Here is a 26,156-nt window from a genome sequence, read left to right on the forward strand (position 1 = left end):
GGCTAGTCCTGGCTGGCTTGGGGATTAGAGACCCGAACTGTTCCGCTGGCGATCAAGGATTCAATGCGAGCCTGCTTGATGCCAGTCTCTCGCAAAACCTCGACGGAATGCTCGCCCAGATCGGGGGCCGGACGATCGAATACAAGCGGGGAGCCTGAAAGCTTGAGCGGTTCTAGCGCGACGCGATAGCGACCTCCGTAGCTGTGCTCAACCTCGCGGACCAACTCGCTGGCCACATCGGGATCTGCCAACGCTTGTTCGACGCTGCGCACCGGAGCCAGCAGGATACCCGTAGGCGCAAGACGGGAAAGTGCATCGTCGCTGGTCAACTGACGTAGCCGCTCCGAGAGGATGGCAGCGATCTCGTCACGCTTCGTCCAAGCACCCTTACCCTCCAGCAGAGGCACAATACGGTCGGTCAGATCCAGCGCAGCGGCAATGCCGGACAGGGCTATAGGGTGTGCCACCAGAGCAATGGCACCATCGCGGGTCGAATAGATGCCGTAGGGGGCTGGCTGGTGACTGTGGCTAATGCCATTTCGGCCTCTACTTGCCTGCTGCTCCGCGTTTAGGGAATAGCTTGATTCAGAGGCCAGCAAATGAAGTGCACAAGACATCATATCCACGCGAACCCATTGGCCGCGTCCTGTCTGGTCCCGCTGGCGCAAGGCAGCTTGAATTCCGATAACTGCCTGTGATGCCGTATAAGTATCGACGATGTAGGCACCGGCAGCTACAGGCGGACCGTCGGCAGTCCCGCCAAGACTGGCGATGCCCGACAGGGCCTGGATAATGAGATCCTGACCCGGCTTGTTTCGGCTTGGGCCGGCCGGGTCGTAAGCTGCGATCGAGCAATAGATCAATCGAGGGTGCTTCTCAATAAGGACGGCACTGCCCAGACCCATGCGATCCAAAACTCCGGGACGGAAGTTCTCAAGAATGATGTCTGCTCCGGAAATCATCTCGCGAATAATTGCTTGGGCCTCGGGTTTTTTCAGGTCGATGGACAATGAACGCTGGTTGCGGTTTATGCCGAGAAAATAAGGGCTGGGTGCATCAGCGGCCGCGGTCGGTTCCTTGATCCCGGTACGCTGATAATCACCCGCGGGGGCTTCGATCTTGATGACATCTGCACCAAGGGAGCCAAGATATTGCGCCGCAATTGGCCCAGCCGCGTAGTGAGTAAATGCAAGGACGCGAATACCGCTCAGCGGATGCACGTCACTGTCCTCTAGGCCATTCGATTTGCTGGGGATGTTCACCGTTGGTTTCCTCCGCTGGCTCTCTATGCTGCCTTGGAATTGCGGCTTCTCAGGGAGGCGATGGTGGTGTCGATCACCGAAACGACCTTTTCGCGCTCCTCGCCGACCAGCGGCAAACGCGGCGCTCGCGTCCATTCGGGCGCCCCGTAGACAAGATGTTCAGCCAGCTTAATATATTGAACAAGCTTTACGCTGGTATCCAAATGAAATGCCGGCGTCATGACTCGATACAGGTCGAGCGCCTCGGCGAACTTTCCGGCTCGACCCAGTTGGAAGATGCGGACGCATTCTTCTGGCCAGGCGTTCGTCATTCCTGAGACCCAGCCCGTCACCCCCAGAACGAGGCTTTCCAGTATCAAATCGTCAACCCCGCAGAACACAGAGAACCGATTTCCGAATTCATTGTAGAGATCTGTGACGCGGCGGATGTCGCCGGATTCCTCCTTGATGCAGACGATCCCATCGACATCTTCCAGCGTACGCAAAATTGCCGGCGTTACATCAACGCCATAGGCAATGGGATTGTTGTAGATCATGATTGGAAGGTCGCAGCCGGCAGCGAGCGTCCGGTACCATTCTGAGGTCTCCCGTGCGTCGGACTTGTACGCAATGCTGGGAAAGGCCATCAAACCTTCCGCCCCGAAGCTCTGGAATTTGCGCGCCGCATCGATCGCGGCCTCCGTCGAAACCTCCGCGAGACCCGAAAGAAGCGGCACACGCCCGGCGACAACTTCCTTTGCGGATCGGATGACTTTCTCTTTCTCCGACAGCTTCAAAGAGGCGTTCTCACCCAACATCGGCAGAACAATGATGCCAGAGACACCATTTTGGATGAGCCGCTCAATGCTGCCCTGTGTCGCGATCAGATCGACATCACCATTTTCGCGCAGTTTCGTCGTGACCGCCGGAAAGACGCCCGTCCAATTCACTTTCATTTCATGCCCCTCGTTTTGTCGTTAAGGATTTCAATGTGGCCAAACGTCATTCTTGATGGAACAGTATTCTATTAGCTCGACAAGCCGATGTCAATTGAGCCAAGAATGGTGCGCTGCTCGGTTGTTCACATTAGACGCGAGGAAAAGCCTATCCTCCTCGAAGGACGACAGTTTGCTTTTGCCGACCTAGCCCATCTGCGCCCAGTTCGACCACGTCGCCCGCCTTTAGAAATACAGGAGGCTTCATCCCAAGTCCGACACCATGTGGAGTGCCGGTCGTGATGACGTCCCCGGGTTCGAGCGCCATGAACTGCGAGATGTATGAGATCAAATATCTGAAGGGGAAGATCATTTTGGCTGTTGATCCTGACTGCCTGGCGATCCCGTTAACTGTCAGCCAAAGATTTAAGTTTTGCGGGTCGGGGACCTCGTCCCGCGTCACGAGCCAAGGTCCAAGCGGGCCAAAGCTTGGCGAAGATTTGCCTTTGATCCACTGTCCACCACGGTGTATTTGAAACTGGCGTTCGGAAACATCGTGGCAAATAAGAAACCCGGCCACAACCGACAACGCATCCTCCTCCGCCAGCTCAAAGGCATGCTCACCGATCACGACGGCAACTTCCCCCTCCCAGTCCAGCATGCGAGCCTCTCGAGGCATCACCACGTCATCATTTGGTCCGACAATGCATGATGGCGCTTTGGAAAAAATAACCGGCTCATCGGGAATGGGAGTGTCGGTCTCAATCGCGTGATCCGTATAGTTCAGGCCGACCGCAATAAAGTGGCGAACGTCAGCAACTGGGGGCCCCAGACGAACATCGGCATCAACACTTGGCAGCGACGAAGGAGGGACGGAACGCAACATCTCCAAGCCAGCCCGTGATAATGTTTTGCCGTTAATGTCCGGAACAACACCGCTAAGATCTCGGATAATTCCAACATCGTCCAGCAAACCCGGCTTCTCCGAGCCGAGGGGCCCAAATCGTAACAGTTTCATGATTTGTTTTTCCTTACACTCAGCCGGCTGCCATGTCGGTCTTCAAACGGGTGTACTCGAGCAGATATCGACCTACTTGAGCCTTTCGTACGACAGGATGTTGGAGGAGAGCATTGAGAGGTGTCTCCAAAGCCTCCGCGGTGCACCCTTCCAAAAGAAAAAACCAATTGGGTGGCGTGTCATAGTCTGTACGCCCATCACTTTCGGCGGTGCGTATCCCGGTAGCTTCCTCGTCAGATTCGCACAAATGCGCCCCGGTCATGAGTGGCGACTGCATAATCTGAGACACAACGGACGAGAGTTCACCAAGCGCCCGCTGGGCATGGCTTGTGACAGGCTGGAAGCGCACCGTGGCAAGGACGCCACCCGGCCCTGGGCCCTCGGACAGCAAGACTCGCGCTAGACCGCGAGAGGTATTGAGAAAATGCGATGTTGCGCGCCTTGTCCAAGGTGTCGGGGCATTGAGCCTCTTTGCATACTCTTCGCCTGTAATGACGGCGAAGTCCTCAACTTCATAGAGCGTAAAGAACTCTGGATGGGTTTCCTTATCCACAGCACGATAACGTCGACCTCTTAGGAACCCGGGAATGCCGGCTCTCTCCGGCATGTGCTCGTGGATATGCCACTGATAGAAATCTTGGCGTCCCTCCTCGGTTATTCCGTTCCAGATGGCCACCACACCCTTACCGCAAAGCATAGCTCTCTCCGCTATTTCTCTAAACTGTTGAAAGCCACCGAAACGGGGCTGAAACCATCAAACTCGGCTACGATCTCGTCACCTGGCTTTGCCGTGTGAAAGCCTGTGTAGCTTCCGGTCGTGACAATCTCGCCGGGGCTGAGCACAATTCCCCTTTTTCGCAGATCGTTCGCGAACATGGTCAGGAGGCCAATGAGATCTCCGTCGGGGTGGCCGCCCGTACTTTGGCATGCGGTACGTCCGTTGATCCCAAGGCGAGCCCCGAGCGCTCTAAAAGCGACATCTCTCCAGTTCCTGTTTGCGGGTCCGACAACCAGCGCGCCGTTGGAAAGCAGGTCCGCGATCATCGCGTTACGAGGTGTGGAGAAGGTCGTGGCCCAACGGCTATCTACGACCTCAATGGCCGGGCAAGCTCCATCGATGGCCTCGATGATATGCTCCTTTTCGAAGCCCTCGCGCCCCGGAATTGGCTCTCTCACAAACCGGAACGCGATTTCGCATTCGACGCCGCCTAGCCCGTAAATCGCAGGACAAATCGATGCCGGGCTCGGAAAAAGGCGATCTCTGAGAATAGGTGCAGAGATCAAGTCTCCATCTGGCAATGCCGCCACCTTCCAGCCCGCGACAGGAACCGCCAATGCTTTGACCACCTCATGCTGAATGTTCAAAGCTTGAACGCGGCTCAGCGCTTCCAGCATCAATGGATCGGCGGGAACGCGCTTGCCGGCTCTGTATGCCGCGACGAGCTTTTGAGCGATCCCTCGCGCGATTTCGTTGGCAATGATTGACATGACATCCTAACTGGAATAGCGTTCCAACAACGATATGGCGTTTTACGACTGGGGTCAACCGGACTTGTCGGAAAAATGATAATGTGAGCTGGAAGGTCCGCTGTGCGGAACGAAACCTACCTATGCCAATAAAGGGGAAGTCTCCGTGTCTAGTGTTTCAATAAATCAAGTGACGAAGTCTTACGGAAAGATCTCTGTCATACACGGGATTGATCTTGAGGTAGAAGATGGGGAATTCGTAGTTCTGGTAGGCCCATCCGGATGCGGAAAATCAACATTGCTTAGAATGATTGCCGGCCTTGAATTGATATCAGGGGGGCAAGTGTCGATCGGATCACGAGTGGTGAACGAGCTTCCACCTAAGGAACGCGATATTGCGATGGTGTTTCAGAGTTACGCGCTCTATCCACACAAAACTGTTACTCAGAACATGGCCTTTGCCCTGAAACTGCAAAGAGTTCCGAAGGCCGAGATCGAAAGTCGCGTCAAGCTGGCCGCCGGAATTCTAGGACTTGACGGTCTACTGGACCGTTATCCCAGGCAGCTCTCAGGCGGTCAGCGGCAACGCGTTGCAATGGGCCGAGCGATCGTAAGACAGCCTCAGGTCTTTCTGTTCGATGAGCCCCTCTCGAACCTGGATGCCAAGCTTAGAATTTCGATGCGGACGGAGATCAAGGAACTGCATCAGAGACTAAAGACCACCATGGTCTACGTTACCCATGATCAGATCGAGGCTATGACCATGGCCGACAAGATCGTGGTGATGAACAGTGGACGCATCGAGCAAGTCGGCGCGCCACTGGATCTTTATGACTCGCCCCGGAACCTCTTTGTCGCCCAGTTCATAGGCAGCCCGGCGATGAACCTGCTTGAGGGCAGTCTCATCAAACATAGCGAAGCCGCGATTGTGACCGCGGGCGGTCTTCGGATTCCCGCGATCGCTCCTCCAACTTTGGCCAATGGGACGGGCTTGGTTTTCGGAGTGCGTCCCGAGCATGTCCGCATCGACGATGCTGGATTTCCCGCCGCTGTCGTTGTCGTCGAACCGATGGGTGCCGAAACGCAGGTAACTTTCAATGCTCAAGGAACGGAGTTCGCAGGAGTGTTTCGAGAGCGGATCCGAGCGGCGCCAGGCGAAATAATCCGAATTAGCTTTGATCCCGATAGAATCTACCTGTTCGATAAGCAAACAGGTCACCGGCTTTAAGCAGCGAGTTGGAACCGCTGCCGGTCACTCTGTTGGCCGCGCGGTGTGGCTTTAACCCTGAGGCGGTTTCGATCGGGCGACTTGGCCACGGCAGCGAAGCTGATCGAGCAGGCGGAACGATGTTCCCGAGCTTTGACAACCGAAACCTAGCAATTTCCAGAGGATAAAAAAATGGCGACAAAAACGGATTATGACGTCGTAATCATCGGCGGCGGGCACAACGGCCTGACAACGGCCGGCTACCTGTCCCGTGCCGGCCTGAAGACCTTGGTGCTCGAGCGACGGGGAGTCGTCGGCGGTGCTGCCGTCACTGAGGAGTTCCATCCCGGCTTCCGCAATTCGGTTTGCTCCTATTCCGTCAGCCTACTCCATCCCAAGGTCATTCGCGACCTCGAGCTCGGCGCCTACGGTCTGGAAATCATGGAGCGGCCCGTGGCAAGTTACATGCTCCTGCCCGACGGCGAATCGATGGTTTTGCCGCGCGAGGCCGAAGCGGCTGAGCGGGAGATCAGTCGCTTTTCTCGACAAGATGCCCTCCGCATTCGCGAGTTCGATCAGCAAAGGCAGCGTTTGGCCGACGTGTTGCGCGACAGCCTGCTTGAGACGCCGCCGAATTTCGGCGGCGGATTTGGCGACCTGCTGACCCTGCTGACCACGGGCAACCGCTTCCGCAAGCTCTCGCCGGCTATGCAGCGCGAGTTCGTGAACGTGATGACAATGAGTATCGGCGACTACCTCAACGAATGGTTCGAGTGCGATCCCCTCAAAGGCGATTTCGGCTGGGAGGGCATTGTCGGCAACATGGTCAGCCCCTACCAGGCTGGGACCGCCTACTTCCTGCTTCACCACGGCTTCGGTGAGGTCAACGGCAAGAAGGGCGCTTGGGGCCACGCCCGGGGTGGTATGGGCGCGATCACGCAAGCGATGGCTCGTTCTGCCGAGGCCAAGGGCGCCGAGATCCGCCTGAGTGCGCCCGTGCGCGAGGTGATTGTCGAGAAGGGTGTGGCGCGCGGTGTGGTGTTGGAGGACGGAACGGCGATCCGTGCGCGAGCCGTCGCCGCCAATGTCGGTCCCAAGCTGCTTTACCTCAAGATGATAGACCGCTCTGCCATCGACTCGGATTTCATGCGCCAAATCGACGGCTGGCGTTGCCGTTCCGGCACGTTCCGGATGAACGTAGCCCTTTCGGAGACGCCGCGCTTCAACGGCCTCGATCGGGTCGAGAATCCCGCCAAAGCGCTGACCGGCTCGATCCACATCACTCCTTCTCTCGACTACCTCGAACGAGCCTACGACGATGCCAAGCGTGGCGGCTGGTCGAAGGAGCCGGTGATCACGATGGGCATTCCCAGTGTGTACGACAACAGCTTGGCCCCGTCCGGCTGTCACGTAATGAGCCTGTTCTGCCAGCATTTCGACTCCCAGCTCTCTGGCGGTCGGACCTGGGACGACGTGAAGGAGGAGGTGGCCGATCTGATTGTCGCGACAATCAACGGCTACGCTCCCAACTTCAAATCCAGCATCCTTGGGCGCCAAGTGCTGAGTCCACTTGATCTGGAGCGCGAATTCGGCCTGATCGGCGGCGACATCCACCATGGCGCTCTGCACCTCGACCAGATCTGGTCCATGCGCCCGGTCGGCGGGTACGCCCAGTACCGAGGCCCGCTAGGCAATCTTTATATGTGCGGCGCCGGCACGCATCCCGGCGGTGGGGTGTCCGGGATTCCAGGCCACAACGCCGCGCGGGAGATCATCAAAGATTTCAGGAAGCGCCGCTTGGCAGCTTAGTATGGCCCTGTCGCTCGGCATCCCTTGCGGTCGTGCACAGTTTGAAAGCCGGTCGAGCGGCTTTTCGAACAAAAGGGGTGCCGAGATGAAGCGGCTAATCGGTGAAGGCGCTAACCTGCATCGCTGCCAGGTCGCACTTCACGGAGAACTCACACCCCAATTTCTCCAGGAAACATTTTGCCCTCTTCGGCCAACGCATCCTTTGAAGTTCGTCTTTGGGGTGCCACAAATCTCGGGCGTTGGTCCAAACTCTGTCCGAAGATAGATGTCGCTCGTCGCAGTTTTAATCCAACAACGTGTCCGCTCCGCTGAGCTCCGCGCGCTACGTCGAAGAGCTCTTTGCTGAGACGAATAACGCGACACACGACGAGCGGATTGCGTGACACCGCACTTCTCGCCGCAACCTCGGGCGAAACCGCCCTGTTCTTCACGATCGAACGTCGACGCGATTAACTGCGATGCAGAGGCGTTTGAGTGGGCAAGGCGGCTATGAGGACCAAAGGGCGACATTCAAATGTTGGCCTGAATGACCTTGCCCGTTTCGCAAGACCGGATCGCCGCCTCCATCAGAGCAACGCTTTTATATTGTCGCTCCATCTGGGAAGAACCATGACCTAGGCTGCCCGATGATGGCTGCGGCAAAAGCCTCGAGCACCGCTGCCCTGCCAAAAAAACGGTCCCGCACGAGCGCCTCAATGCAGTCTTTTCCATGGCCGTCAACCACGGACACCCGATCCCCATCAAGGGTGACGTCACGGTCGCCACGCTGGCATCGCACGTGCCAATCGCCCGAAAATGCGTATTGCTCCGTGCTTCCCACGATCCTGACTAGGTCACGGTTACGCCGCCGTCAAAAACCACGATCGCCGCGGCCGTGGCGGGATCATTAAATTCACTCCAAGACGGTCGAGGTGCGGCGCAGCAGACAGATACAGGCTCTCGACCGATCACCATGCGCATGAGGTCAAAATGATGGATTGCGAGATCAGCGATGAGTGGGTGGCGAAGCTCGCAATGCCATCGCGCACTCGCCTCGCTTTCATACGAGTATCCGGGGAATGCGATGGAAACCGCGGCGATTTCGCCGAACTTGCCTCCGCGCATCTCTACGGAACATCTGACTTTCGCCTCATTCCATGAGGCGGACTTTGCCTGGATCACTGGGCTTGAACTGCCGATATCTTTGGAACAAAAAGCCCCTCGCCCGTCAGCACCGATGCCGAACAGCCCTCGAATTCCAAAAACATTCGGTCAGCCCTTGACGGCCCCAGCACTCAAACCGGCCACGAATTGCCTCTGCATCAAAAGAAATAGCAGTACTGGGGGTAAAGAGAATAACACCGCTGCTGCCATCACCAGATTCAGGGGTGTCAAGTATTGGCCAACGAACGAAGATATGCCGATCGACGCGACCCAGTTTTGGGGCGAGGTGATGATTGTCCGTGCAAGCATGTACTCGTCCCAGGCATCGAGAAATGCATATATCGTGGTCGCCGCGAGCCCCGGAAGAACCAACGGACCAGTGATATGGATCATTATCTGGAACCAGGACGCTCCATCTATGCGCGCCGCCTGTTCAATTTCCTGCGGTACACCGTCCAACATTGCCTTCATCATCCAAACGACGACAGGCAGCATAAAAGCGAAATTTCCAAAAATTAGGCCCAGCAATGAGTCTCTGATCCCCAACTGCACGAAAATTTGGAAAAGCGGGATGATTAGCACCAGGGTCGGGATCATCTGCGTCGTCAGGATCAGCAATGAGAAGAACGCCCGCCCACGGTACCTGAATCGCGAAAGTGCGAAGGCGGCGGGAGTCCCCACAAGCAAGGCCAAAGCTGTTGAGCTTAGCGACACGACAAGCGAGTTGCGCAACCACAACGGCAAGTCGGTATCGAAGATGACTGAAATGAAATTTCCAAAATTCAGCCGTGGTATAAAGCTGGGGGGAAAATCGAACACTTGTTCAGTCGTTTGCAACGAGGTCACGACCATCCAGTACACTGGGAAGAGTGCAGCAATGCAGGCCACGCCCAGCGACACGAAAAACAGGATTCTCTTCGAACTCACTTTGGTTTTGGAGGGCATAGCGTCACTCCTCCGAACGATACAAAATGGCGAGGTAGATAGCGGAAAACACCAAGCATATTCCCAGGATGATGGTCGCCAGGGCCGCGCCCGTCCCCGGATGGAAATAGCGGAACACCTCATGGTAGGCTTGAATTACCACAGTCTCTGTTCCCCTTGCCGGACCACCAGCTGTCAAAACGTAGACGATCGTGAATGCTCTCCCGAAGCTCCAGATGCCGACTAGCAGCATAAGAAAAATGCTGATGGTCTTGAGGCCGGGCAGCGTTACATGAAAAAATTGAGATATAGGACCTGCACCGTCGACAAACGCTGCCTCGTACTGCTCCTTGGGAATCGATTGGAGCCCAGCCAGCAGCATCACCATGCCGAAAGGAAAGCCCTTCCAGACAGACACGCCGGTCACTGACATAAGGGCGTAAGGATTCCGATTAAGAAAATCAGGCGCGGTCCCGGCAACCGCAGCCGTGAGATACCTCAGGACTCCAAATTCATAGTTGAACATCCACGACCAAATTAGGGCAGTGGCAACATACGGAACAGCCCATGGCAAGATCAGCACGCACCGAAAGAACCAACGGCCCGTGAAATCACCGTGAACCAGTAAGGCGCCCGCGAGGCCAAAAACCCACACCAGTATGACATTACCCGCCGTATAAATAGCTGATATGAATAACGCGCGATAAAAGTAGTCGCTCGAAATAATTTGCGAGTAATTTCTGAATCCCACAAAATTCGTCCCGTTGGACGAAAGTTCATTCGATTCGAATGACGCTCTTATAGCCTCTAGTATGGGATAAAAATACACGACGGCGAGCGCTATTGCACATGGCAAAAGGAACAAGAACGGAGTGAGCTTCTCGCGCCTGCTCCAGCTCAGACCGAACTTCCATGCGCGGCCATGCGACAACTCCATGGCGCCAGGAACTGCCTTGTGCATCGGGTCCTCCTTCGTGCGACGGTATACCGACCGGCCGACGGCCGGTCGGCAATGACATCAGTTCGCCTTCTTCTCAGCTACGAACTTCTCGAGCTCCCCTTGTAGATCGTTGGCGGTTTGCTCAACGTCCTTGCCGTTGAAGAGGATGTCTTCGATGCCCGGCCCGATTATGTTATAGATCTCGGGACCGTACTCCTCCATACCCTCAGGCGCATAAGAGACAGCGCGGTCCCCCGCTTTGACGAAGGCCTTGAACCAGGGATTTTGGTCCAGGAAGCCGGCCGGGATCGAGCCTTTGACCGCGGGAAGTGCCTTGACGATCTCGACAACGCTCTTCTGCATTTCGGGCTTCAGAAGAGTAGCGATGAAGCGTCCCGCTGAATCCTTGTTTTTAGCTGCCGTTGGGATGCCCAGAAAGACAGTGACCGAGGCTGATTGATCCCCCGGAAACGGAGGTATGATGGCTTCGATATTCCCGTAGGTTTCCTTGTTTTGTTCGGCAGCAAAGCCCACCAGGAAGGGCCCGACAATGAACGAAGCGATTTTGCCATCGACAAACAACTGCTGGGCTGCCCTGCTGTCGATTCTAGGCACCAGACCGTCGTCATAGACTTTTTTGATAAATTTGAGCGCAGCAATCGTCTGCGGGTTGTTTGCTGTTGGCTTACCCTCCTTAAACCAACTTCCACCGAACCCCAGAACGATCGGCGCCGTCTGCAGATAGGCGTCCTGGGCAGGCCCGCTTGTAGACAAGCTGTAGAACCCAAACTGCTGCTTGGTTGGATTTCGCAGCTTCTCAATCGCGGCAAGGAACTCGTCCAGGTTTGTCGGCATGCTCAAGCCGGCATCCTTTAGCAGCTTGCCATTCACCAAAAGGGCGCGCGGATTTGTTTGAAACGCTACACCAAAGACATGACCATCTTTGATTGCTATCTTGTGGGATGCACTAAGCTGATCAGCGGATACACCGGCCGTCTCCAGATACTTATCCAGAGGCTCCAGCAATCCTTGCTTAACGTATGAGGCAACATCAGGGTCAAAAAGCGTAACGATATCAGAGGGGCTACCAGACCGCACCTCAGAATACTGTTTGTCGAAGAAGCCCTCATACGGAATGTTAATCGGGGTGAGCTTGTCTTGTGGATTATTCTTCTCAAACTCGCCTTTGATCTTGTTCAGAAGTGCCGCGTTCGAAGATTCTCCCCACTGCCAAGATGGGAAACTAACCTCAGCGGCGCTCACAGCGCCGCAAAATCCCATGGCGACTGCACAGCTCACTACGAGCAAAAGTTTGGATCCCTTCATTTCGTTTTCCTCCCTTGGGAAACGCCGCCGGCCTTCCGGCAACTTCATTCCTAACAGAACGCTATTCCATCTATGGTGTGAGGTCAACGCCTTTCTGCTTGTGGCCTCATCCCGACTGCGAGGAATCGCGGCGCTGAGCAGCAGCACAATCGGACGCTGCCGTATTTGCTTGCTCTTGCAGGCCGGCTGACGCACATGTGAGCTGTAGTCCGAGAGGGCCTCTAGACAGTTGACCATAGCTGGCGACCTGACAGATTGGTCCTCGTCCTTGCTGCTGCGAGGGCGGCCTTCGATTTTCTATGCCGAAGGTCTTGGATGGATGGATGGATGGTGCAAGCAATTCGGAGTTGGTGGCTACGGGCCATGCCGCCGACCCAATCCTCCGCGAGGCATGGTAGTGTCGTTGCCAATGCAGGAAGTGCCGACGGCCGTTCCCAGCTTGCTGCGCCCGGTAGGACGGCTTGGCCGTTTCCGCCGAACGTGCCGATAGCTACCCGAGATGGACTTCCGGCCGGACGCCCTTTGCAAGGAATCTTGACGAGAACGAAGCACCGAGATTGCTCGTCAATGCAATGATCTCCCTGGCACAGAGTCGCCACGTGCGGGGGGCGGTAGGAGGCGGTCCGATTAGGAGCTGACCGGCGGGGCATCTTGATTTCAACATCGATCCGTATCCGATCGCAACGGCTCCCCGGATGGCAGAGCTCGTTCCAGATACGAGACATCGCCAGGGTTGTTGAGTTCCCAGAACTCCTGGCCGTCGTCGTCTACTTCGACAACGTGAACGGCATGGCCATTTTCCAAAAACCGCAGTTGCTCGAGCCTTTCAGCCCGTTCCAGCGGACCGACAGGCAGGTGCGGAAAACCCTTAAGACACCTGACCCGATACCCATAGAGACCAACATGATGATATACAGGCAGGTCGAAGAGTGTCTCCACCGAGGAGCCATTCGGAAGGAGTGCCTTTGAGAAGTAGAGCGCGCGACCTTGTGAATCGAACACGCTCATCGTGGCGCCGATCCTTCCATTGCGAATATCTTCGGCGATGCGAAGGTAGCTTTCGGCGCCGCACCTGATGACAGGGGTGGCGGCGTCAGCTTCGGGTCGCTCATCCAGAACGCCAAAAATTTTGACAATGAAATCTGGGGGCGTCAGTGGAGCGTCGCCCTGCAAATTGACAACAAGATCGTCCTCGTTGAGCCCAAGGATGCTGGCTGCTTCGGCCACCCTCTCAGTCCCGTTGCGACATGAGCCACTCGTTAGCAGCGCCGTGCAGCCATATGCTTCCACTACCGCTGAAATCCGGTCGTCGTCAGTCGCAACATACACGCCGTCGGTGTCGCCGACCCTCCGGGCGACATCGATGGTGTGCAAGATAGCAGCTTTACCGTTGAGCGCGACAAGGGGCTTACCTGGAAACCTTGTAGACCCATAGCGTGCGGGGATGATTATTGTGCGTTTTCTAGACAATCAATGGTCCGCCTGACGATTCGAAAGGGATACTAAGCATCGACTGTTTCCCAATATTATAAGACGCCACCCTCGAATTGCTTTCTGATCTGACGCGCAATAACGATGCGCTGTATTTGATTGGTTCCATCCCAGATTTGATGGATCTTGGCATCGCGGTAGAACCGCTCGATTGGATACTCCTTGGAGTAGCCGTAGCCCCCGAATATCTGGAGGGCATTGGAAACATTCCTCACGCACATGTCGCCAGCAAAGAGCTTGGCATGCGAGGACTCTTTGGTGAAGGGTAGACCAGCATCTCGCCGCCATGCGGCATTCCAGATTAGCAGTCGGGCCGCCTCTATTTCGGCGGACATATCGGCCAACATGAATTGAATGGCCTGATGATCAAATATCAGCTGTCCGAACTGGCTTCGCTCAAGTGAGTAGGCGAGTGCGCTCTCCATCGCGGCCTGTGCTAGACCTACTGCTTGCGATGCGGCACCCAGTCGTCCTGGGCCATCCAGACCTTGCATGACAATCCGGAACCCCTCGTTTCCACCAAGTTGGTTCGACGCCGGAATTCTGCACTCATCGAAAAAAACGGGGGAAGTGCCGAACCCGCGAATGCCCATCAGATCGAGCTTCTCTCCAACGGCCAGGCCTGCCGCGTTGCGGGGAACGATATAGGTGCGAATCCCTTTGTGCCGTAGCTCTTTATCCACGGTCGCGACGACGATAAAGTGGTCCGCGTAGGCCGCGCCAGAAATGAACATCTTTTGCCCATTTAGGATGACTTCGTCTCCCTCATGGCGTGCGGTCGTACGCACGGACGCGGCGTCCGAACCTGTATTTGGCTCGGTAAGCGCGAAAGAGCAGAGCGTCTCCCCTCGAAGAAGCGGAGGTATGTATTTTTGCTTCTGCTCGTCTGTCCCGAGCGTTGAAATGTAGTGAATCATGCCGTCTGTAAGGGTAATTCCATTCGACACTGTAGAGGACGCCCTTGCAATCTCCTCGACGACAATGCACCAGCTAAGCGTATCGCCCCCCTGCCCGCCGAGCTGTTCAGGAGCAGTTAAGCCAAGGAATCCCAATTCTGCTAAGCGTCGGTGAAGGTCCCAGTCAAACTGAGCCGACGCGTCAATGTTCGCAGCCCTGCCCGCGACCTCGGATTTTGCGATACTACGCGCCTGATCTCGAATTGCCGCTTGTTCGGCGGATAGCTCAAGGTTCATACATTTACTCCGTTCGATTTCGAGACGCCATTGTATGGGTGCGGCGCGACCCGAGGAGGCGTCAAGGACAAGTCAGGAACGGCTTGACCGGCGCATCGCCAATAGATAGAATGCTGTTCTTACTAGAACGCCATCTAGGAGTCTCAGGTGCGGGTTGTCAACTCTCTTGTCGAGCGATGTTTTGCTGTCGTTGAGCTGCTGGCTAACGAGGCATCGACAATTCGGCTCGGCGAAATTGCCGAAAAGCTCGATTTGCAAAAAAGTGCCGCCCACCGGATGCTCACCACTTTGTGCGAGATAGGCTGGGTTGAGCAGGAGCCGGTCACCGGTTTTTACAAGCTGTCTCTCAGATTGGCCATCCTGGGACAACGCTTCCTGAGCGCTACGCACCTAACTGACGTCTGCCAGCCAGTGTTGGAGGAGTTGGCTAGCGAAAGCGCCGAGCTTGTTCGTATGGCGGTAGTGCAGGGTGAAACGCTGACGTGGATTGCGCAGGTCCAGGGCGCTCGAAACGGACTTAAATATCAGCCGGAATTGGTTGCGAGAGTTCGCTTGGCGACCACAGCCAACGGCAAGGCTTATTTGTCGAAGCTAAATCCGACAGACGCAATTCGGATAGCCGTCAATGACGGCGGCCCCAACGCGGAGAAACGCGCTATCACTTCAGTAGAAGAGTTTATGGGAGAACTGGAGCTGACCAAGAAAAGAGGTTGGGCAATTTCCATCGAGGAAGCTGAGCCTGGAGTCGTTGCGATTGCTGCCCCGATTACATTGAGCGGTGGCCAAACGGTCGGCACGGTTAGCGTCGCAGGCCCCAGCTCGCGGTTAACTCCGGACCGACACAAGGAAATCTCGTCGTCAGTAGTAGCTACAGCTGGCAAACTCGGAGAGCTCTGGCCGCTAAGGGAACGATACCAAAACGCGAAGCAATCGGCATAGATACTGTCCCGAATTGGGGTGCTATGCGTGTAGGCTCCGCCCCGTGCCCGCTACATAGCCCTCGGCCGGCTAGCCTCAGAGATGCTCGCGCTCAACGATGTGGCGACTGCTGCGTTTTGCGCAAAATTACCACGGGGAAGGCTAAGTCCGTTGACATGCCGCCAGAGGCTTGAGGCCAAGCAGGAAAGCAGAAATTATGGATGCACGGGCAGCTGTCGCCATTCAGGCCGGAAAGCCGCTGGAAGTCATGACAGTTCACCTCGACGGCCCGCGCGATGGCGACGTGCTGGTCGAGATCAAGGCGACCGGCATCTGCCACACCGACGAATTCACGCTGTCGGGCGCCGATCCCGAAGGCCTGTTTCCGGCCATCCTCGGCCATGAGGGCGCCGGCGTCGTCGTCGATGTCGGCAAGGGCGTCACCTCGGTCAAGAAGGGCGACCACGTCATCCCGCTCTATACGCCCGAATGCCGCCAGTGCCCGTCCTGCCTGTCGCGCAAGACCAATCTGTGCACCGCCATTCGCGCCACGCAAGGACAAGGCCTGATGCCGGACGGCTCCTCGCGCTTCTCGATCGGCAAGGACAAGCTTTTTCATTACATGGGCTGCTCGACCTTCTCCAACTTCACCGTGCTGCCCGAGATCGCCGTCGCAAAAGTCAATCCCGACGCCCCCTTCGACAAGATCTGCTACATCGGCTGCGGTGTCACCACCGGCATCGGCGCTGTCATCAACACCGCCAAGGTCGAGCAAGGCGCGACCGCCGTCGTCTTCGGCCTCGGCGGCATCGGCTTGAATGTCATCCAGGGGCTGAAACTTGCCGGCGCCGACATGATCATCGGCGTCGACCTGAACAACGACAAGAAGCCCTGGGGCGAGAAATTCGGCATGACGCATTTCGTCAATCCGAAGGAGATCGACGGCGACATCGTCCCTCACCTCGTCAACATGACCAAGCGCGGCGCCGACCAGATCGGCGGCGCCGATTACACGTTCGACTGCACCGGCAACACCAAGGTGATGCGCCAGGCGCTGGAAGCCTCGCATCGCGGCTGGGGCAAATCGGTCGTCATCGGCGTCGCGGGCGCCGGCCAGGAGATTTCGACCCGGCCGTTCCAGCTGGTCACAGGCCGCAGCTGGATGGGCACCGCCTTCGGCGGCGCACGCGGCCGCACCGACGTGCCGAAGATCGTCGACTGGTACATGGACGGCAAGATCCAGATCGATCCGATGATCACCCACACGCTGAAGCTCGAAGACATCAACAAGGGCTTTGACCTCATGCATGAGGGCAAGTCGATCAGGAGCGTCGTGGTTTACTAGAGCGCTAGCAAAAGTGGCGCCCGGTTTTGCGTCCGATCGCGCTCCAAGCAGGAGAAGGAAGCCGCCGACCGAATGCCAGCGACTGAAGTTGCACAGGGTTCAACAAGGGAGGAATAAAATGCCGGAAAAACTGCATCCGAAAATCGACAATGGCCTGCCCAGGGAAAGCGCAAGCTTTGCCGGCGGCACGCTGGTCTGCGCCTGCACCAGCAACCCGGTGAAGGTGAAGATCAAGGGCCAGATCGCGCACAACCACGCCTGCGGCTGCACCAAATGCTGGAAGCCTGACGGCGCGATCTTCTCGGTCGTGGCCGTGGCCGGCACTGGCGACGTCACCGTCGTCGAGAATGGCGACAAGCTGAAAGTGGTCGACCCGAGCGCGCTGATTCAGCGCCATGCCTGCACCGGCTGCGGCGTCCACATGCACGGCCCGGTCGAACGCGATCATCCGTTCAAGGGCCTGTCCTTCATCCATCCCGAGCGTTTCGAGGAAGACGGCTGGTCACCGCCGGGCTTCACCGCTTTCGTCTCGTCGATCATCGAATCCGGTGTCGACCCCAAGCGCATGGACGGTATTCGCGCGCAGTTGAAGTCGATCGGGCTCGAGCCCTATGACTGCCTCAACCCCGGCCTGATGGACTTCATCGCAACCTGGACCGCCAAGAAGTCCGGGGCTCTGCCAGCCTGAGATATGTTGAACTGGGATTGCGGGGCCGGGCATGTTCCGGCCCCTGCTCGTTCTGGAGATATGATACCCGCACCCGCCATTTACGTCGACGCCGATGCATGCCCGCCATGTTGTCGTGATCGGGTCGTATACGTCTCAAAATAGCGCCCAACTGGCTGACTCGGCCTAAACGCCTAAACTAATCTCACTGCGTCATAAATGACGCGGAACTGTCCATTGCCCGTGTGCAGCACGGACATGGTTGCAGACGGTCGGCCAGGGCCACAGTCAGGCGTCGCCTGAAGGTCGGAAGCGGGGTCGGGGCGTGCCGCTCTGGTCGGATCGGAGGATCTGCGGGGTCGACAACGGTCGGGAAGACCAGGTGTTTGGCGGCCTTGGGCGAGAGCTGGACCCAAGGGGGAAATAGTCTCCCTCAGAGAGGAAGCCATAGGCGGCGATGCAGAGCCTGGCGTGGTGGTGGAAGCCCCGCCACCCTCGGCCTTCGTAGTGGCCCAGTCCCAGCTCCTGCTTAAGCTCCCGATAGTCTCGCTCGATCCGCCAACGCAGCTGGGCGGTGTCGACCAGATGGGCGACCGTAAGCGTTGGCCGGCAAGGTGGAGAGCCAATACTTGCCCGGGTCGATCTCGCCTTCAGGCCACTCGATCAGGAGCCACATTCGGCGTGAGCCTCGGGCCGATTATGGCCCCTGGAACCCGGCCGCAAGTGCACGGCGGCGAAGCGGGAATTGAGCTCGGTGTTGGTTCCTTCACACCAGGCGATGGTGCGCCAGGTCTCGGCGTCGAACTCGGCCAGGGCCTTGGCCGATAATTGGATAGAGAGCTTCTGACTTCTGGCGCCACCGCTCAGCAAATCTGCCTCAATGCAAACGCTGTTCGCCCGAACCAGTGTTGGAGTGCCATCAGTGCATTCTCATGCCGCTGCTCGCCAGCGGACAGGTTGGAACTCTAAGAATGATAGGGACAAGAGCTGCCCAAGATGGTGCAGTTTGTCCGCCTTCGTTTCAGAACCGCATTGGCAACCGGGCTGTTGGTGACTTGGGTTGACACGCTGCACGGACCGGCGCTGTCGCGTCGGCCGCTCGGCCTGCGCATCGGCCCGACCGACACAAGCCCGCGCTACCCGTCCACGAAGCAGCAACGCGCCATCGCTGATTCAAAGGGCAGATCCACATCAGTCCACAATCACAGAAATCCAAGCTCAAAAATATTATATAATATATTATTTTTTTGCGAATGTCTCTGTGGTATCCACATCGGCATTAGCAGAATAAATGCTCAGCAACCGAGCCACGCGATCAATTGCACGACGATATCGTGTCTCGCTCGCTCTTAGTTGAGGATGATAATATGGCAGATCTTCGCCAGGTAAAGATGAACCTTAAACTCAGTCAACAGCATACTTTCCCGCTGCACATCGAGGCGTTTGGAATGCAATTGACCGTGCACGAAGGTGTCTTTTCTCCGCGAGACTTCCATAGTTGGCGCTGGTACACAAAGAACTTCCCGTGCGTAACGGGGAAGCACATACTGGAAATCGGCTGCGGCTTCGGTCTTCCCGGACTCCACCTCATCCAACTCGGCGCGGCCTCCTTGGTGGCTTGTGATATCGATCCTAAGGCGGTCGTCAATACGATGGAAAACGCCGCAAGAAATGGCATTGACAATGTGGAAGTCTTCCAAAGCGACGTTTTCAGTAATATTCCGCCCCATCGAAAGTTTGACTACATATTTTGGAATTGTCCGTCAGTCTTTGCGCCAGACGACTACGAATATACACATGCCATCGAACAGGGGGCCATCAACCCCGGCTATAAATTGCTGAACCGATTTCTTTCGGAAGGCCCCGAATACCTCACCCACTCAGGTCGCATCCTTCTCGGGTTCGCCAGCGACGGACGCGACGATCTTCTCTCAGGCATCGTGGCAGCAAACGATCTCAATTCTGTGCTTCTCGGAACCGGCACTTACCCGGACGTGGGCGCTCATTACAGGCTGTTCTCGATTCAAAAAAATGGCCGAAATACATGAACCGCTCGACCGCCGACGTCACCTCCACAAGGTTGGCGGACGGGAGCAGACTTTGAGAGTTTTATCCAAAGAAAACCCTTTTTGGAGGAAGAATGAGCAATTCCTACGCTCTGTCTAAGGCTCTCCTTGCAAGAGCTCGTGTCGTCATCCCAGGAGGGGTGTCAAGTGGAAATCGAGCGAATTGGACTCCATTCCCCCTTTACTACGACCGAGCTGATGGCGCTCGCGTATGGGATGTCGACGGTAACCAATACATCGACTACGTTTTGGGCCGAGGACCACTTATACTTGGCCACGGCGAACTTGAAGTCATTGAGGCGATCCACCAACAATTAAAAAGGGGAGAGTTTTATGCCGGCCAAACTGAGGCGGAGATAGCGCTTGCCGAGCTGATTTGTTCCCTGGTGCGCAATGCAGAAATGGTCCGATTCTGCAATTCTGGCTCAGAGGCGGTACACGCGTGTATTAGGCTTGCTCGATCAGCTACTGGTCGCGAGAAGATAATCAGATTCGTAGGGCATTATCACGGCTGGTATGATGGGATCGCGTGGGGATTTTCAGGCGTGAAACCCAGCCCCGGGGGGCGCTCTTTGCCCATGCCAATGTCTCTCGGCCAACCCTCTTCCGATGCAGTGAATATAGTTCCTGTCGAGTGGAACGATCCAGACGCATTCACACATGCCGTAACAACTAACCGAGGGCAAGTTGCCGCCGTCATTACCGAGCCAATCATGTTTAACGGCTTCTGGAGCAATATCCAGCCGCTTAATAGTTTTCTTCGACTTCTGCGAGAACAATGTGACTCGAATGGCATGCTTTTGATTTTCGATGAAGTTCAAACTGGCTTTCGCACCTCTTTGGGTGGGGCCGCAGAGCACTTTGGTGTAGCCGCGGATCTGAGTGCGTTTGCCAAGGCGCTGGGCGGAAGTGTTTGTCTCGCTGCCTTTGCTGGTCGTAAGGAACTTATGCGCCTGCTCGCTGAAACCAATACCGTGCATACTGGGACCTATAATGCTTACCCGCCGGCCGTCGTAGGAGCGCTGACGCATCTAACGCTCTTGGCCGAGAAGTCCGGCGCGAGGCTCAAACGAGTACATCATCATGCAGCGCTGCTTGAACGAGGCCTTAGAGAGCTGGCTAGGGAAACTCAGTTGCCTTTTGTGGTTCGAGCGAGCCCTGGGGCAGTCACCACAGCCTTCAGAGGCGCGGCGACGCCGGTTACCAACTTTCGCTCGGCTGGTGAGGGTCTGGATTTTGAACTTCAGCGCAGATGGCACCTAGCATTGCAGAACAGAGGAGTCCGGATCACGCCTGAAGGGCTGTGGTACGTCTCCGCAGCGCACTCCGCCAACGACATAGAAGTTACCATCGATGCTGCGCAGGATGCCCTTCGCAGCCTGTCGCCACGAAAGGGAGATGCGCTATGCTGACAAGTTCCAACAGTGTTGCCCGCCTTATTTCTCCCGGCCGCCTGATCCTCACGTGCGACGCGCTGGGCCAGGATCTTCCTCGAGATTTCATACGAATTAAGATCGAGTTTTGTGGTGTCTGCGGGACGGATAGGTCGTTCTATTTAGGTCACCGCGATGAAGGATACCCGATCAGTCTTGGCCACGAGCACTGCGGCACTATCGTAGCCGTCGGCGATGGAGTCACACTCTGTAGGGTTGGTGACTTCGTGGCAATTGACCCCAACTTCCGCTGTGGTGATTGTCACTATTGTCGAAGTGGTGCTGGTCATCTGTGCGTCAACGGCGCTGTTAACTGGTATTCCAACCGCGGCTATGCAAGGTTTGTTGATATCAAGGACACGTACGCTCTTACGCTTCCGAAATATAGGGCTCCTCATATGGGGGCTCTGGTCGAGCCTTTGTCGGTGGCGATTAATGCAACAGAGATCGCGAAATGTGCTATAAGTGACGAGGGATCACTTGTACTTGGGGCGGGCGGAATTGGAACGCTTCTGATATTCACTCTCCTTGAGACCCAGGAAGGGGAAATATGGATCTACGACAAAGAGCCTCACAAGATGGCCGCTCTGCAAGCCCTTTATCCAACCCGGGTCAGAATATTGGAGGACACGGATGACCGGGTGTTCAGCGTAGTTTTTGAAGCGACTGGCAGTTCGAGCGGCTTTGCCTTGGGGTGTGCTCGGTTAGCAAAGCTCGGCAGGCTTATTGTAGTGAGTAGGTATCATGCCGATGAACCCGCCATCCCCGAGCGGTTGCCTTGGAAACAGCCCAATGTCTACTTCGTCCATCTGAATGGAAATGGCGAGTCCTTCCCGAAAGCAGCTGCATTGATGGAAGAGAGCTGGGGCCAGGACCACGATTACCTGCTTAGCTTCCACTCCCTCAGCGATATTGACAAGGTGTTCTCGGAATATGGGACCCTTCCAGCCAACAAGAAGATTATCACAATGGAGTGAAGTAGTTCGTATTGCGAACATAGTTTGACCGGAGCTGCTGATGCAGAATATAATGGTCTGCAATGAAATCGGCGGGTTAGGGACGCTGCGCTCACAAGGCATGAACATCGGAAGAAGATCGTTGCCTATCGAGGGGAGACGAGACAGACAGTCCTTGCAAACCATGCCGCCCGTCGTTGGTTCCATGGCCCGCATTGGTGATCGAGAGTTCGCTCCGCCGATCGGAACGTTCAGAAAGCGGCATCGATTCGGACCGTCAGCTCGTGGATCCAGTCCGACAGATCGCAGGATTCGCGGACCCAGATTAGGCAATTGCGTTCTCGTCCTCAACGAGCCTGCAAGTGCGCAGCAAAGCCGGTGGCTAACTCCAGAATTGCGCGGCTTTGCAGAGTGAGTCCGCGCTTCTTTACATTTTTGCGGCGTCGCCCACCACTGAAGATATGCTCACCTGATCCATTACTACCTGAACGTCTGACAAGTTGACATACCGAGGTGCAATCAGCCTCGGCTCATGACCAAGCAGGGCCGTGTCGCGAGCCTAACATTGGGAGCCGGCGCACGCCTCACACCGCCACGGCAGCCCTAGCGCTCTTCATAAACCCGCAAACGCGGGCGCGACAGCTCCTTTGCGAAATGCAAGAGTTCCGTGAGCTCCCGCTCCATACAGCCGCACCGCGTGTGGGTACCGCAGCTCCGCGCTGCGCAATCTGGTACCGGCCGCGAAGCTAGAACCGACGACCTGCGCCGCAAACGGCAGCGTATCCGCTGTTCTCAGGCCACGGCCTTTAGCTCGGGCGCCCGGATGTAGGCCCACGGCAGCAGGTCGTCGATCTGGCTGTTGGGATGGCCGTTGACGATCCTGGTGAGTACGTCGGCGAGATAGCCGAGTGGCTCGACGCTATTGAGTTTGCAGGTTTCGATCAGCGAGGCGATGACGGCCCAGTGTTCGGCACCGGCGTCCGAGCCAGCGAAGAGCGCGTTCTTGCGATTGAGGGCGATCGGACGGATTGAGCGCTCGACCACGTTGCTGTCGATCTCGATGCGGCCGTCTTCGAGGAAGCGCGAGAGCCCTTGCCAGCGTGAGAGCGTGTAGCGGATCGCCTCTGCGAGCTTGGTCTTCTGGCTAATCAGGCCGAGCTTCTCGCGCAGCCATGGGTCGAGTGCAGCGACGATTGGAGTACTCTTCTCCTGACGTGCAGCAAGGCGTTCGTCGGCCGATCGGCCACGGATGTCATCCTCGATCTTGTAGAGTTCGGCGATCCGTCTCAGCGCCTCGCTGGCAATCGGCGCGGGACCGGCTGCTGCCAGTTCATAAAAGCGTCGGCGCACATGTGCCCAGCAGAAGGCGAGCGTTACGGCGCTCTTGTCGGCCAGCACGCGATAGCCGCCATAGCCGTCGACCTGCAAGATTCCGGTGAAGCCTGCGAGGTGAGCGATCGGACGCTCGGCCTTTCGATCCGGCGCATAGACATAAGCGACGCCCGGCGGGTCGCTCCCCTCCCATGGTCGGTCATCGCGGGCATAGGCCCAGAGTTGGCCTGTCTTCGTCTTGCCGCGGCCCGGATCGAGCACCGGCGCGGTCGTCTCGTCGGCGAAGAGTTTTGGCGAAGTCTTCAGCTTGCCAAGCAGTCGCTCATGCACCGGACGCAGGTGCCAGGCGGCGCGGCCGACCCAGTCGGCGAGCGTGGAGCGATCAAGATTGATGCCTTGCCGGGCGTAGATCTGCGCCTGACGATAGAGCGGCAAGTGATCGGCGTATTTGGAGACCAGCACCTGGGCGACCGTCGCCTCGGTCGGAAGACCACCCTCGATCAGCCGGGCCGGCGCGGGAGCCTGAACGACCACATCCTCACAGGCGCGGCAGGCATATTTGGGCCGGCGCACCACGATCACACGCAGCTGCGCCGGAACGATATCGAGCCGCTCGCTCACATCCTCACCGATCCGGTGCAGGCTATTGCGGCAGCACGGGCAGGCATGGTCCTCGATGTCGACGACCATCTCCGTGCGCGGCAGATGGGGTGGCAACGCGCCGCGGTTCGCCCGGCGCTTGGCGACACGCGCCCTGACGTTCGCCAAGAGCGGTCTGTGCCTGCTCTTCGTCGCCGGCGGCCTCGAGCTGTTCGGCCTCTTCGAGCCCCAGCAGCAACTGATCCTCGGGAAGCGTCTCGGCACGTCGGCCGAAGCGGTGACGCTGCAATTCCTTGATGATCTGGATCAGACGGGCGTTCTCGACGTCGCGCGCCAGGACCATCGCCTTCAGCGCGTCCGGATCGTCGGGAAGCTGGTCAGCCGTCATCGCCATGACCGGATCAGACCATATTCGCCGACAGCCCGCGACAGCGGAATCCAGGCTGATTCACTTCGTCGCGGGTCAGCCCGCCTGAACGGGAACGCGGGTCCGGCGCGCCTCGTGGACCCGCCGCCAGTCCAGCCCTTCCAATAGCGCCGACAGTTGCGCGGCCGTCAGCCGCATCATGCCGTCATGCACTTTCGGCCAGCGGAACTCGCCGTCCTCCAGACGCTTGGCAAAGAGGCAGACGCCGGTGCCGTCCCAGAAGATCAGCTTGATCCGGTCCGTTCGCTTCGCCCGAAAGACGTAGACCGCCCCGCTGAACGGATCGGCACCCATCGTCTCGCGCACCAGCGCCGCCAGCCCCTCCGCCCCCTTGCGGAAGTCGACTGGCTTTGTCGCCACCATTACCTTGACCGCACCCGTCGGCCCGATCACGTCGTTGCCTTAAGCGCGCGGATTACAGCAGCCACCGTCTTGGTATCGGCGCCACGGCCAACGCGCATGGCGACACCGTCGATCTCAAGCTCGATCACGCCGGCGTCGCGGACCGCCTTCTGCTTCCGTGGTCGTCCTGGGCGCTGCGCCACCGGTTCCGGCAAGGACGGTGCAACCACCGCAGGAACGAACAGGGATTCTGATGCCGTCGCCTCCGTCGAGGGCTGACGCGCAGCTCGGCGCCAGGCAAACAGTTGCTGCGGGGAAAGCGCATATCGGCGAGCTACAGCACAAACCGTCTCGCCAGCCTCGTAGCTCTCCGCAACGATCCGCGCCTTCTCCTCTGGAGGCCATTCGCGTCGCCGGCCGGAGCCCGTGAACACCTCGAACCGGCGCACCGGCTCCAAATCGTTCGACTTAAGCGTAAGCTCTGAAATCGTCATATGTCGAAGCCCTCAAAGGCTCCGAACATCGTCCTTCACGCCGATCCCCGAAAGGTGCCGTCGGAACATCGCTTACACGGCAGCCGCTGCTCTCGGTCCTTCTTAGCCTTGGCCTGATCCGCCGGGGCGGCGGCCATTGACACCGGGCGCTCTGTGTTCGAGCCAGCCAGGTTTCCGAAACACGTCAATCACCAGATCCGGTGGGAACGTCTAGCTGAGCAGACAGGCGGGATCTGGTGCAACGTTCCAAGCGTGCACCAGCCAATTGTCGCGTCGTGCGTCGAGAATGCAAATATGACCTGTCGCGACCTTGCCACCACGCCTCCCCATATGCCCCTTGGCAAGACGCGAGAAGCAACTTAGCACGCCGTTGCTGGTTACGGCGAGCACCACACTGTCCTCCCCTTGCGTCTGGGAGAGTTGCCTCACAAAGGTCTTAACGCCATCCGTCAACGCAGCCTCAGAAGGGCTCCAGCCAGGAGAGCGGGGCCACGTGCTACTGCGTTCCCACGCCTCCAACTCCTCCCTCCCAAATTGAGCTACGATCTCCTGACTGCTCATACCCTCCCACGCACCATAGTCGATCTCGGCCAAGCGCGAATCGACAATCAATCCGGGTGCACAACCAATCCGTTGCGCGACCATTGCAGCATGCTGGCGCGTGCGTTGCAACGGTCCGCAATAAAGCCCACTGAGGAGAATGCCCGATTGGCACAGAACGGCACCCAGATGCTCAGCCTGGCGAGAACCCTCTGCTGTCAGCGGCAGATCGGTTCTGCGGCCTACCCATAGGACCTCTTCGTTGCGCTCAAACGTGTTGCCATGACGGCCGAGGATAAGCTTCATGGAGGTGCCCACGTATGTTGCAGATGATACCGGCAA

23 protein-coding genes and 2 pseudogenes are annotated in these 26,156 nt (G+C 57.4%); 8 read left to right on the top strand and 17 right to left on the bottom strand.

Annotation, left to right across the window (positions count from 1 at the left end; all coding sequences use genetic code 11):
* Window positions 1-2 precede the first annotated feature (2 nt).
* The 5 genes from ACSQ3Z_RS32345 to ACSQ3Z_RS32365 all read right to left on the bottom strand — a co-directional run bounded on the left by ACSQ3Z_RS32345 (window position 3) and on the right by ACSQ3Z_RS32365 (window position 4,682).
* Window positions 3-1,262, bottom strand: a complete 1,260-nt coding sequence (locus ACSQ3Z_RS32345; RefSeq protein WP_436175267.1) for a CaiB/BaiF CoA transferase family protein — start codon at window positions 1,260-1,262, stop codon at window positions 3-5.
* Between the two features lie 23 nt (window positions 1,263-1,285).
* Window positions 1,286-2,197 (bottom strand): dihydrodipicolinate synthase family protein, encoded by a 912-nt coding sequence (locus ACSQ3Z_RS32350; protein ID WP_436175268.1) that lies wholly within the window; start codon window positions 2,195-2,197, stop codon window positions 1,286-1,288.
* 148 nt (window positions 2,198-2,345) lie between these two features.
* Window positions 2,346-3,194, bottom strand: a complete 849-nt coding sequence (locus tag ACSQ3Z_RS32355; RefSeq protein WP_436175269.1) for a fumarylacetoacetate hydrolase family protein — start codon at window positions 3,192-3,194, stop codon at window positions 2,346-2,348.
* A gap of 19 nt (window positions 3,195-3,213) precedes the next feature.
* Window positions 3,214-3,891 carry a hypothetical protein gene (locus ACSQ3Z_RS32360; protein ID WP_436175270.1) on the bottom strand — a complete coding sequence of 226 codons (678 nt, stop codon included), beginning with the start codon at window positions 3,889-3,891 and terminating at the stop codon, window positions 3,214-3,216.
* 11 nt (window positions 3,892-3,902) lie between these two features.
* Window positions 3,903-4,682 (bottom strand): 2-keto-4-pentenoate hydratase, encoded by a 780-nt coding sequence (locus ACSQ3Z_RS32365; RefSeq protein WP_436175271.1) that lies wholly within the window; start codon window positions 4,680-4,682, stop codon window positions 3,903-3,905.
* A 145-nt stretch (window positions 4,683-4,827) separates the two neighbouring features.
* Here ACSQ3Z_RS32365 and ACSQ3Z_RS32370 point away from each other — a divergent pair, with 145 nt between their 5' ends.
* The gene (locus ACSQ3Z_RS32370; protein ID WP_436175272.1) at window positions 4,828-5,889 is read left to right on the top strand and encodes an ABC transporter ATP-binding protein; all 1,062 of its coding nucleotides are present in this window, start codon (window positions 4,828-4,830) and stop codon (window positions 5,887-5,889) included.
* 171 nt (window positions 5,890-6,060) lie between these two features.
* A complete protein-coding gene (locus ACSQ3Z_RS32375; protein WP_436175273.1) occupies window positions 6,061-7,677 on the top strand; it encodes a phytoene desaturase family protein in 1,617 nt (538 codons plus the stop codon).
* Window positions 7,678-8,505: 828 nt separating this feature from the next.
* Here ACSQ3Z_RS32375 and ACSQ3Z_RS32380 read toward each other — a convergent pair.
* The 6 genes from ACSQ3Z_RS32380 to ACSQ3Z_RS32405 form a co-directional block, all read right to left on the bottom strand.
* Window positions 8,506-8,781, bottom strand: a complete 276-nt coding sequence (locus tag ACSQ3Z_RS32380; RefSeq protein WP_436175442.1) for a Gfo/Idh/MocA family protein — start codon at window positions 8,779-8,781, stop codon at window positions 8,506-8,508.
* 147 nt (window positions 8,782-8,928) lie between these two features.
* Entirely contained in the window at window positions 8,929-9,765 is an 837-nt protein-coding gene (locus tag ACSQ3Z_RS32385) for a carbohydrate ABC transporter permease (protein ID WP_436175274.1), read from the bottom strand.
* Between the two features lie 4 nt (window positions 9,766-9,769).
* Window positions 9,770-10,705 (bottom strand): carbohydrate ABC transporter permease, encoded by a 936-nt coding sequence (locus tag ACSQ3Z_RS32390; RefSeq protein WP_436175275.1) that lies wholly within the window; start codon window positions 10,703-10,705, stop codon window positions 9,770-9,772.
* A 57-nt stretch (window positions 10,706-10,762) separates the two neighbouring features.
* Window positions 10,763-12,010 carry an ABC transporter substrate-binding protein gene (locus tag ACSQ3Z_RS32395; protein WP_436175276.1) on the bottom strand — a complete coding sequence of 416 codons (1,248 nt, stop codon included), beginning with the start codon at window positions 12,008-12,010 and terminating at the stop codon, window positions 10,763-10,765.
* A gap of 657 nt (window positions 12,011-12,667) precedes the next feature.
* Entirely contained in the window at window positions 12,668-13,480 is an 813-nt protein-coding gene (locus tag ACSQ3Z_RS32400; protein WP_436175277.1) for a 3-deoxy-manno-octulosonate cytidylyltransferase, read from the bottom strand.
* Window positions 13,481-13,536: 56 nt separating this feature from the next.
* On the bottom strand, window positions 13,537-14,694 hold the full coding sequence (locus ACSQ3Z_RS32405) for an acyl-CoA dehydrogenase family protein (RefSeq protein ID WP_436175278.1): 1,158 nt from the start codon (window positions 14,692-14,694) through the stop codon (window positions 13,537-13,539).
* Window positions 14,695-14,841: 147 nt separating this feature from the next.
* Here ACSQ3Z_RS32405 and ACSQ3Z_RS32410 point away from each other — a divergent pair, with 147 nt between their 5' ends.
* From ACSQ3Z_RS32410 to gfa, 3 genes are all read left to right on the top strand, one after another.
* Window positions 14,842-15,633 carry an IclR family transcriptional regulator gene (locus ACSQ3Z_RS32410; protein ID WP_436175279.1) on the top strand — a complete coding sequence of 264 codons (792 nt, stop codon included), beginning with the start codon at window positions 14,842-14,844 and terminating at the stop codon, window positions 15,631-15,633.
* Window positions 15,634-15,829: 196 nt separating this feature from the next.
* Window positions 15,830-16,957 (top strand): S-(hydroxymethyl)glutathione dehydrogenase/class III alcohol dehydrogenase, encoded by a 1,128-nt coding sequence (locus tag ACSQ3Z_RS32415; RefSeq protein WP_436175280.1) that lies wholly within the window; start codon window positions 15,830-15,832, stop codon window positions 16,955-16,957.
* Between the two features lie 118 nt (window positions 16,958-17,075).
* Window positions 17,076-17,645, top strand: coding sequence for an S-(hydroxymethyl)glutathione synthase (gfa, locus tag ACSQ3Z_RS32420; RefSeq protein WP_436175281.1), 570 nt, complete (start codon window positions 17,076-17,078; stop codon window positions 17,643-17,645).
* A 317-nt stretch (window positions 17,646-17,962) separates the two neighbouring features.
* On the opposite strand, the pseudogene ACSQ3Z_RS32425 reads toward gfa, so the two are convergent.
* Window positions 17,963-18,452 (bottom strand): annotated as a pseudogene (locus ACSQ3Z_RS32425) (transposase); the annotation flags it as partial.
* A 539-nt stretch (window positions 18,453-18,991) separates the two neighbouring features.
* Between ACSQ3Z_RS32425 and ACSQ3Z_RS32430 the strand changes: the two are divergent.
* From ACSQ3Z_RS32430 to ACSQ3Z_RS32440, 3 genes are all read left to right on the top strand, one after another.
* Window positions 18,992-19,672 carry a methyltransferase gene (locus tag ACSQ3Z_RS32430; RefSeq protein WP_436175282.1) on the top strand — a complete coding sequence of 227 codons (681 nt, stop codon included), beginning with the start codon at window positions 18,992-18,994 and terminating at the stop codon, window positions 19,670-19,672.
* Between the two features lie 92 nt (window positions 19,673-19,764).
* Window positions 19,765-21,102 carry an aspartate aminotransferase family protein gene (locus tag ACSQ3Z_RS32435; RefSeq protein WP_436175283.1) on the top strand — a complete coding sequence of 446 codons (1,338 nt, stop codon included), beginning with the start codon at window positions 19,765-19,767 and terminating at the stop codon, window positions 21,100-21,102.
* On the top strand, window positions 21,096-22,100 hold the full coding sequence (locus ACSQ3Z_RS32440; protein WP_436175284.1) for a zinc-dependent alcohol dehydrogenase: 1,005 nt from the start codon (window positions 21,096-21,098) through the stop codon (window positions 22,098-22,100). Before ACSQ3Z_RS32435 ends, ACSQ3Z_RS32440 begins: the two co-directional genes overlap by 7 nt.
* A gap of 771 nt (window positions 22,101-22,871) precedes the next feature.
* On the opposite strand, the pseudogene tnpC reads toward ACSQ3Z_RS32440, so the two are convergent.
* The 5 genes and pseudogenes from tnpC to ACSQ3Z_RS32465 all read right to left on the bottom strand — a co-directional run.
* A pseudogene (gene tnpC, locus ACSQ3Z_RS32445) lies at window positions 22,872-24,146 on the bottom strand (IS66 family transposase); the annotation flags it as partial.
* A complete protein-coding gene (locus ACSQ3Z_RS32450) occupies window positions 24,055-24,405 on the bottom strand; it encodes a transposase domain-containing protein (protein ID WP_436175285.1) in 351 nt (116 codons plus the stop codon). The gene ACSQ3Z_RS32450 and the pseudogene tnpC, both read right to left, overlap by 92 nt.
* 69 nt (window positions 24,406-24,474) lie before the next feature.
* A complete protein-coding gene (gene tnpB, locus ACSQ3Z_RS32455; RefSeq protein ID WP_436175286.1) occupies window positions 24,475-24,831 on the bottom strand; it encodes an IS66 family insertion sequence element accessory protein TnpB in 357 nt (118 codons plus the stop codon).
* Complete coding sequence (tnpA, locus tag ACSQ3Z_RS32460) at window positions 24,828-25,274, bottom strand: IS66-like element accessory protein TnpA (protein ID WP_436175287.1); 447 nt, start codon at window positions 25,272-25,274, stop codon at window positions 24,828-24,830. Before tnpA ends, tnpB begins: the two co-directional genes overlap by 4 nt.
* Before the next feature lie 210 nt (window positions 25,275-25,484).
* Window positions 25,485-26,120: a histidine phosphatase family protein gene (locus tag ACSQ3Z_RS32465; RefSeq protein ID WP_436175288.1), complete on the bottom strand. Its 636-nt coding sequence runs from the start codon at window positions 26,118-26,120 to the stop codon at window positions 25,485-25,487.
* Window positions 26,121-26,156 lie beyond the last annotated feature (36 nt).

Origin of the sequence: Mesorhizobium sp. LjNodule214 (assembly GCF_964252735.1) — a bacterium.
Classification (GTDB): domain Bacteria; phylum Pseudomonadota; class Alphaproteobacteria; order Rhizobiales; family Rhizobiaceae; genus Mesorhizobium.

Coding starts and splice junctions, on each gene's coding strand:
- ACSQ3Z_RS32450 (WP_436175285.1), bottom strand. CDS start 24,405: ATGGCGATGACGGCTGACCAGCTTCCCGACGATCCGGACGCGCTGAAG.
- ACSQ3Z_RS32415 (WP_436175280.1), top strand. CDS start 15,830: ATGGATGCACGGGCAGCTGTCGCCATTCAGGCCGGAAAGCCGCTGGAA.
- ACSQ3Z_RS32365 (WP_436175271.1), bottom strand. CDS start 4,682: ATGTCAATCATTGCCAACGAAATCGCGCGAGGGATCGCTCAAAAGCTC.
- ACSQ3Z_RS32380 (WP_436175442.1), bottom strand. CDS start 8,781: ATGCGCGGAGGCAAGTTCGGCGAAATCGCCGCGGTTTCCATCGCATTC.
- ACSQ3Z_RS32375 (WP_436175273.1), top strand. CDS start 6,061: ATGGCGACAAAAACGGATTATGACGTCGTAATCATCGGCGGCGGGCAC.
- ACSQ3Z_RS32360 (WP_436175270.1), bottom strand. CDS start 3,891: ATGCTTTGCGGTAAGGGTGTGGTGGCCATCTGGAACGGAATAACCGAG.
- ACSQ3Z_RS32465 (WP_436175288.1), bottom strand. CDS start 26,120: ATGAAGCTTATCCTCGGCCGTCATGGCAACACGTTTGAGCGCAACGAA.
- ACSQ3Z_RS32355 (WP_436175269.1), bottom strand. CDS start 3,194: ATGAAACTGTTACGATTTGGGCCCCTCGGCTCGGAGAAGCCGGGTTTG.
- ACSQ3Z_RS32430 (WP_436175282.1), top strand. CDS start 18,992: ATGGCAGATCTTCGCCAGGTAAAGATGAACCTTAAACTCAGTCAACAG.
- ACSQ3Z_RS32350 (WP_436175268.1), bottom strand. CDS start 2,197: ATGAAAGTGAATTGGACGGGCGTCTTTCCGGCGGTCACGACGAAACTG.
- ACSQ3Z_RS32395 (WP_436175276.1), bottom strand. CDS start 12,010: ATGAAGGGATCCAAACTTTTGCTCGTAGTGAGCTGTGCAGTCGCCATG.
- gfa (WP_436175281.1), top strand. CDS start 17,076: ATGCCGGAAAAACTGCATCCGAAAATCGACAATGGCCTGCCCAGGGAA.
- ACSQ3Z_RS32440 (WP_436175284.1), top strand. CDS start 21,096: ATGCTGACAAGTTCCAACAGTGTTGCCCGCCTTATTTCTCCCGGCCGC.
- tnpA (WP_436175287.1), bottom strand. CDS start 25,274: ATGACGATTTCAGAGCTTACGCTTAAGTCGAACGATTTGGAGCCGGTG.
- ACSQ3Z_RS32405 (WP_436175278.1), bottom strand. CDS start 14,694: ATGAACCTTGAGCTATCCGCCGAACAAGCGGCAATTCGAGATCAGGCG.
- ACSQ3Z_RS32435 (WP_436175283.1), top strand. CDS start 19,765: ATGAGCAATTCCTACGCTCTGTCTAAGGCTCTCCTTGCAAGAGCTCGT.
- ACSQ3Z_RS32385 (WP_436175274.1), bottom strand. CDS start 9,765: ATGCCCTCCAAAACCAAAGTGAGTTCGAAGAGAATCCTGTTTTTCGTG.
- ACSQ3Z_RS32390 (WP_436175275.1), bottom strand. CDS start 10,705: ATGCACAAGGCAGTTCCTGGCGCCATGGAGTTGTCGCATGGCCGCGCA.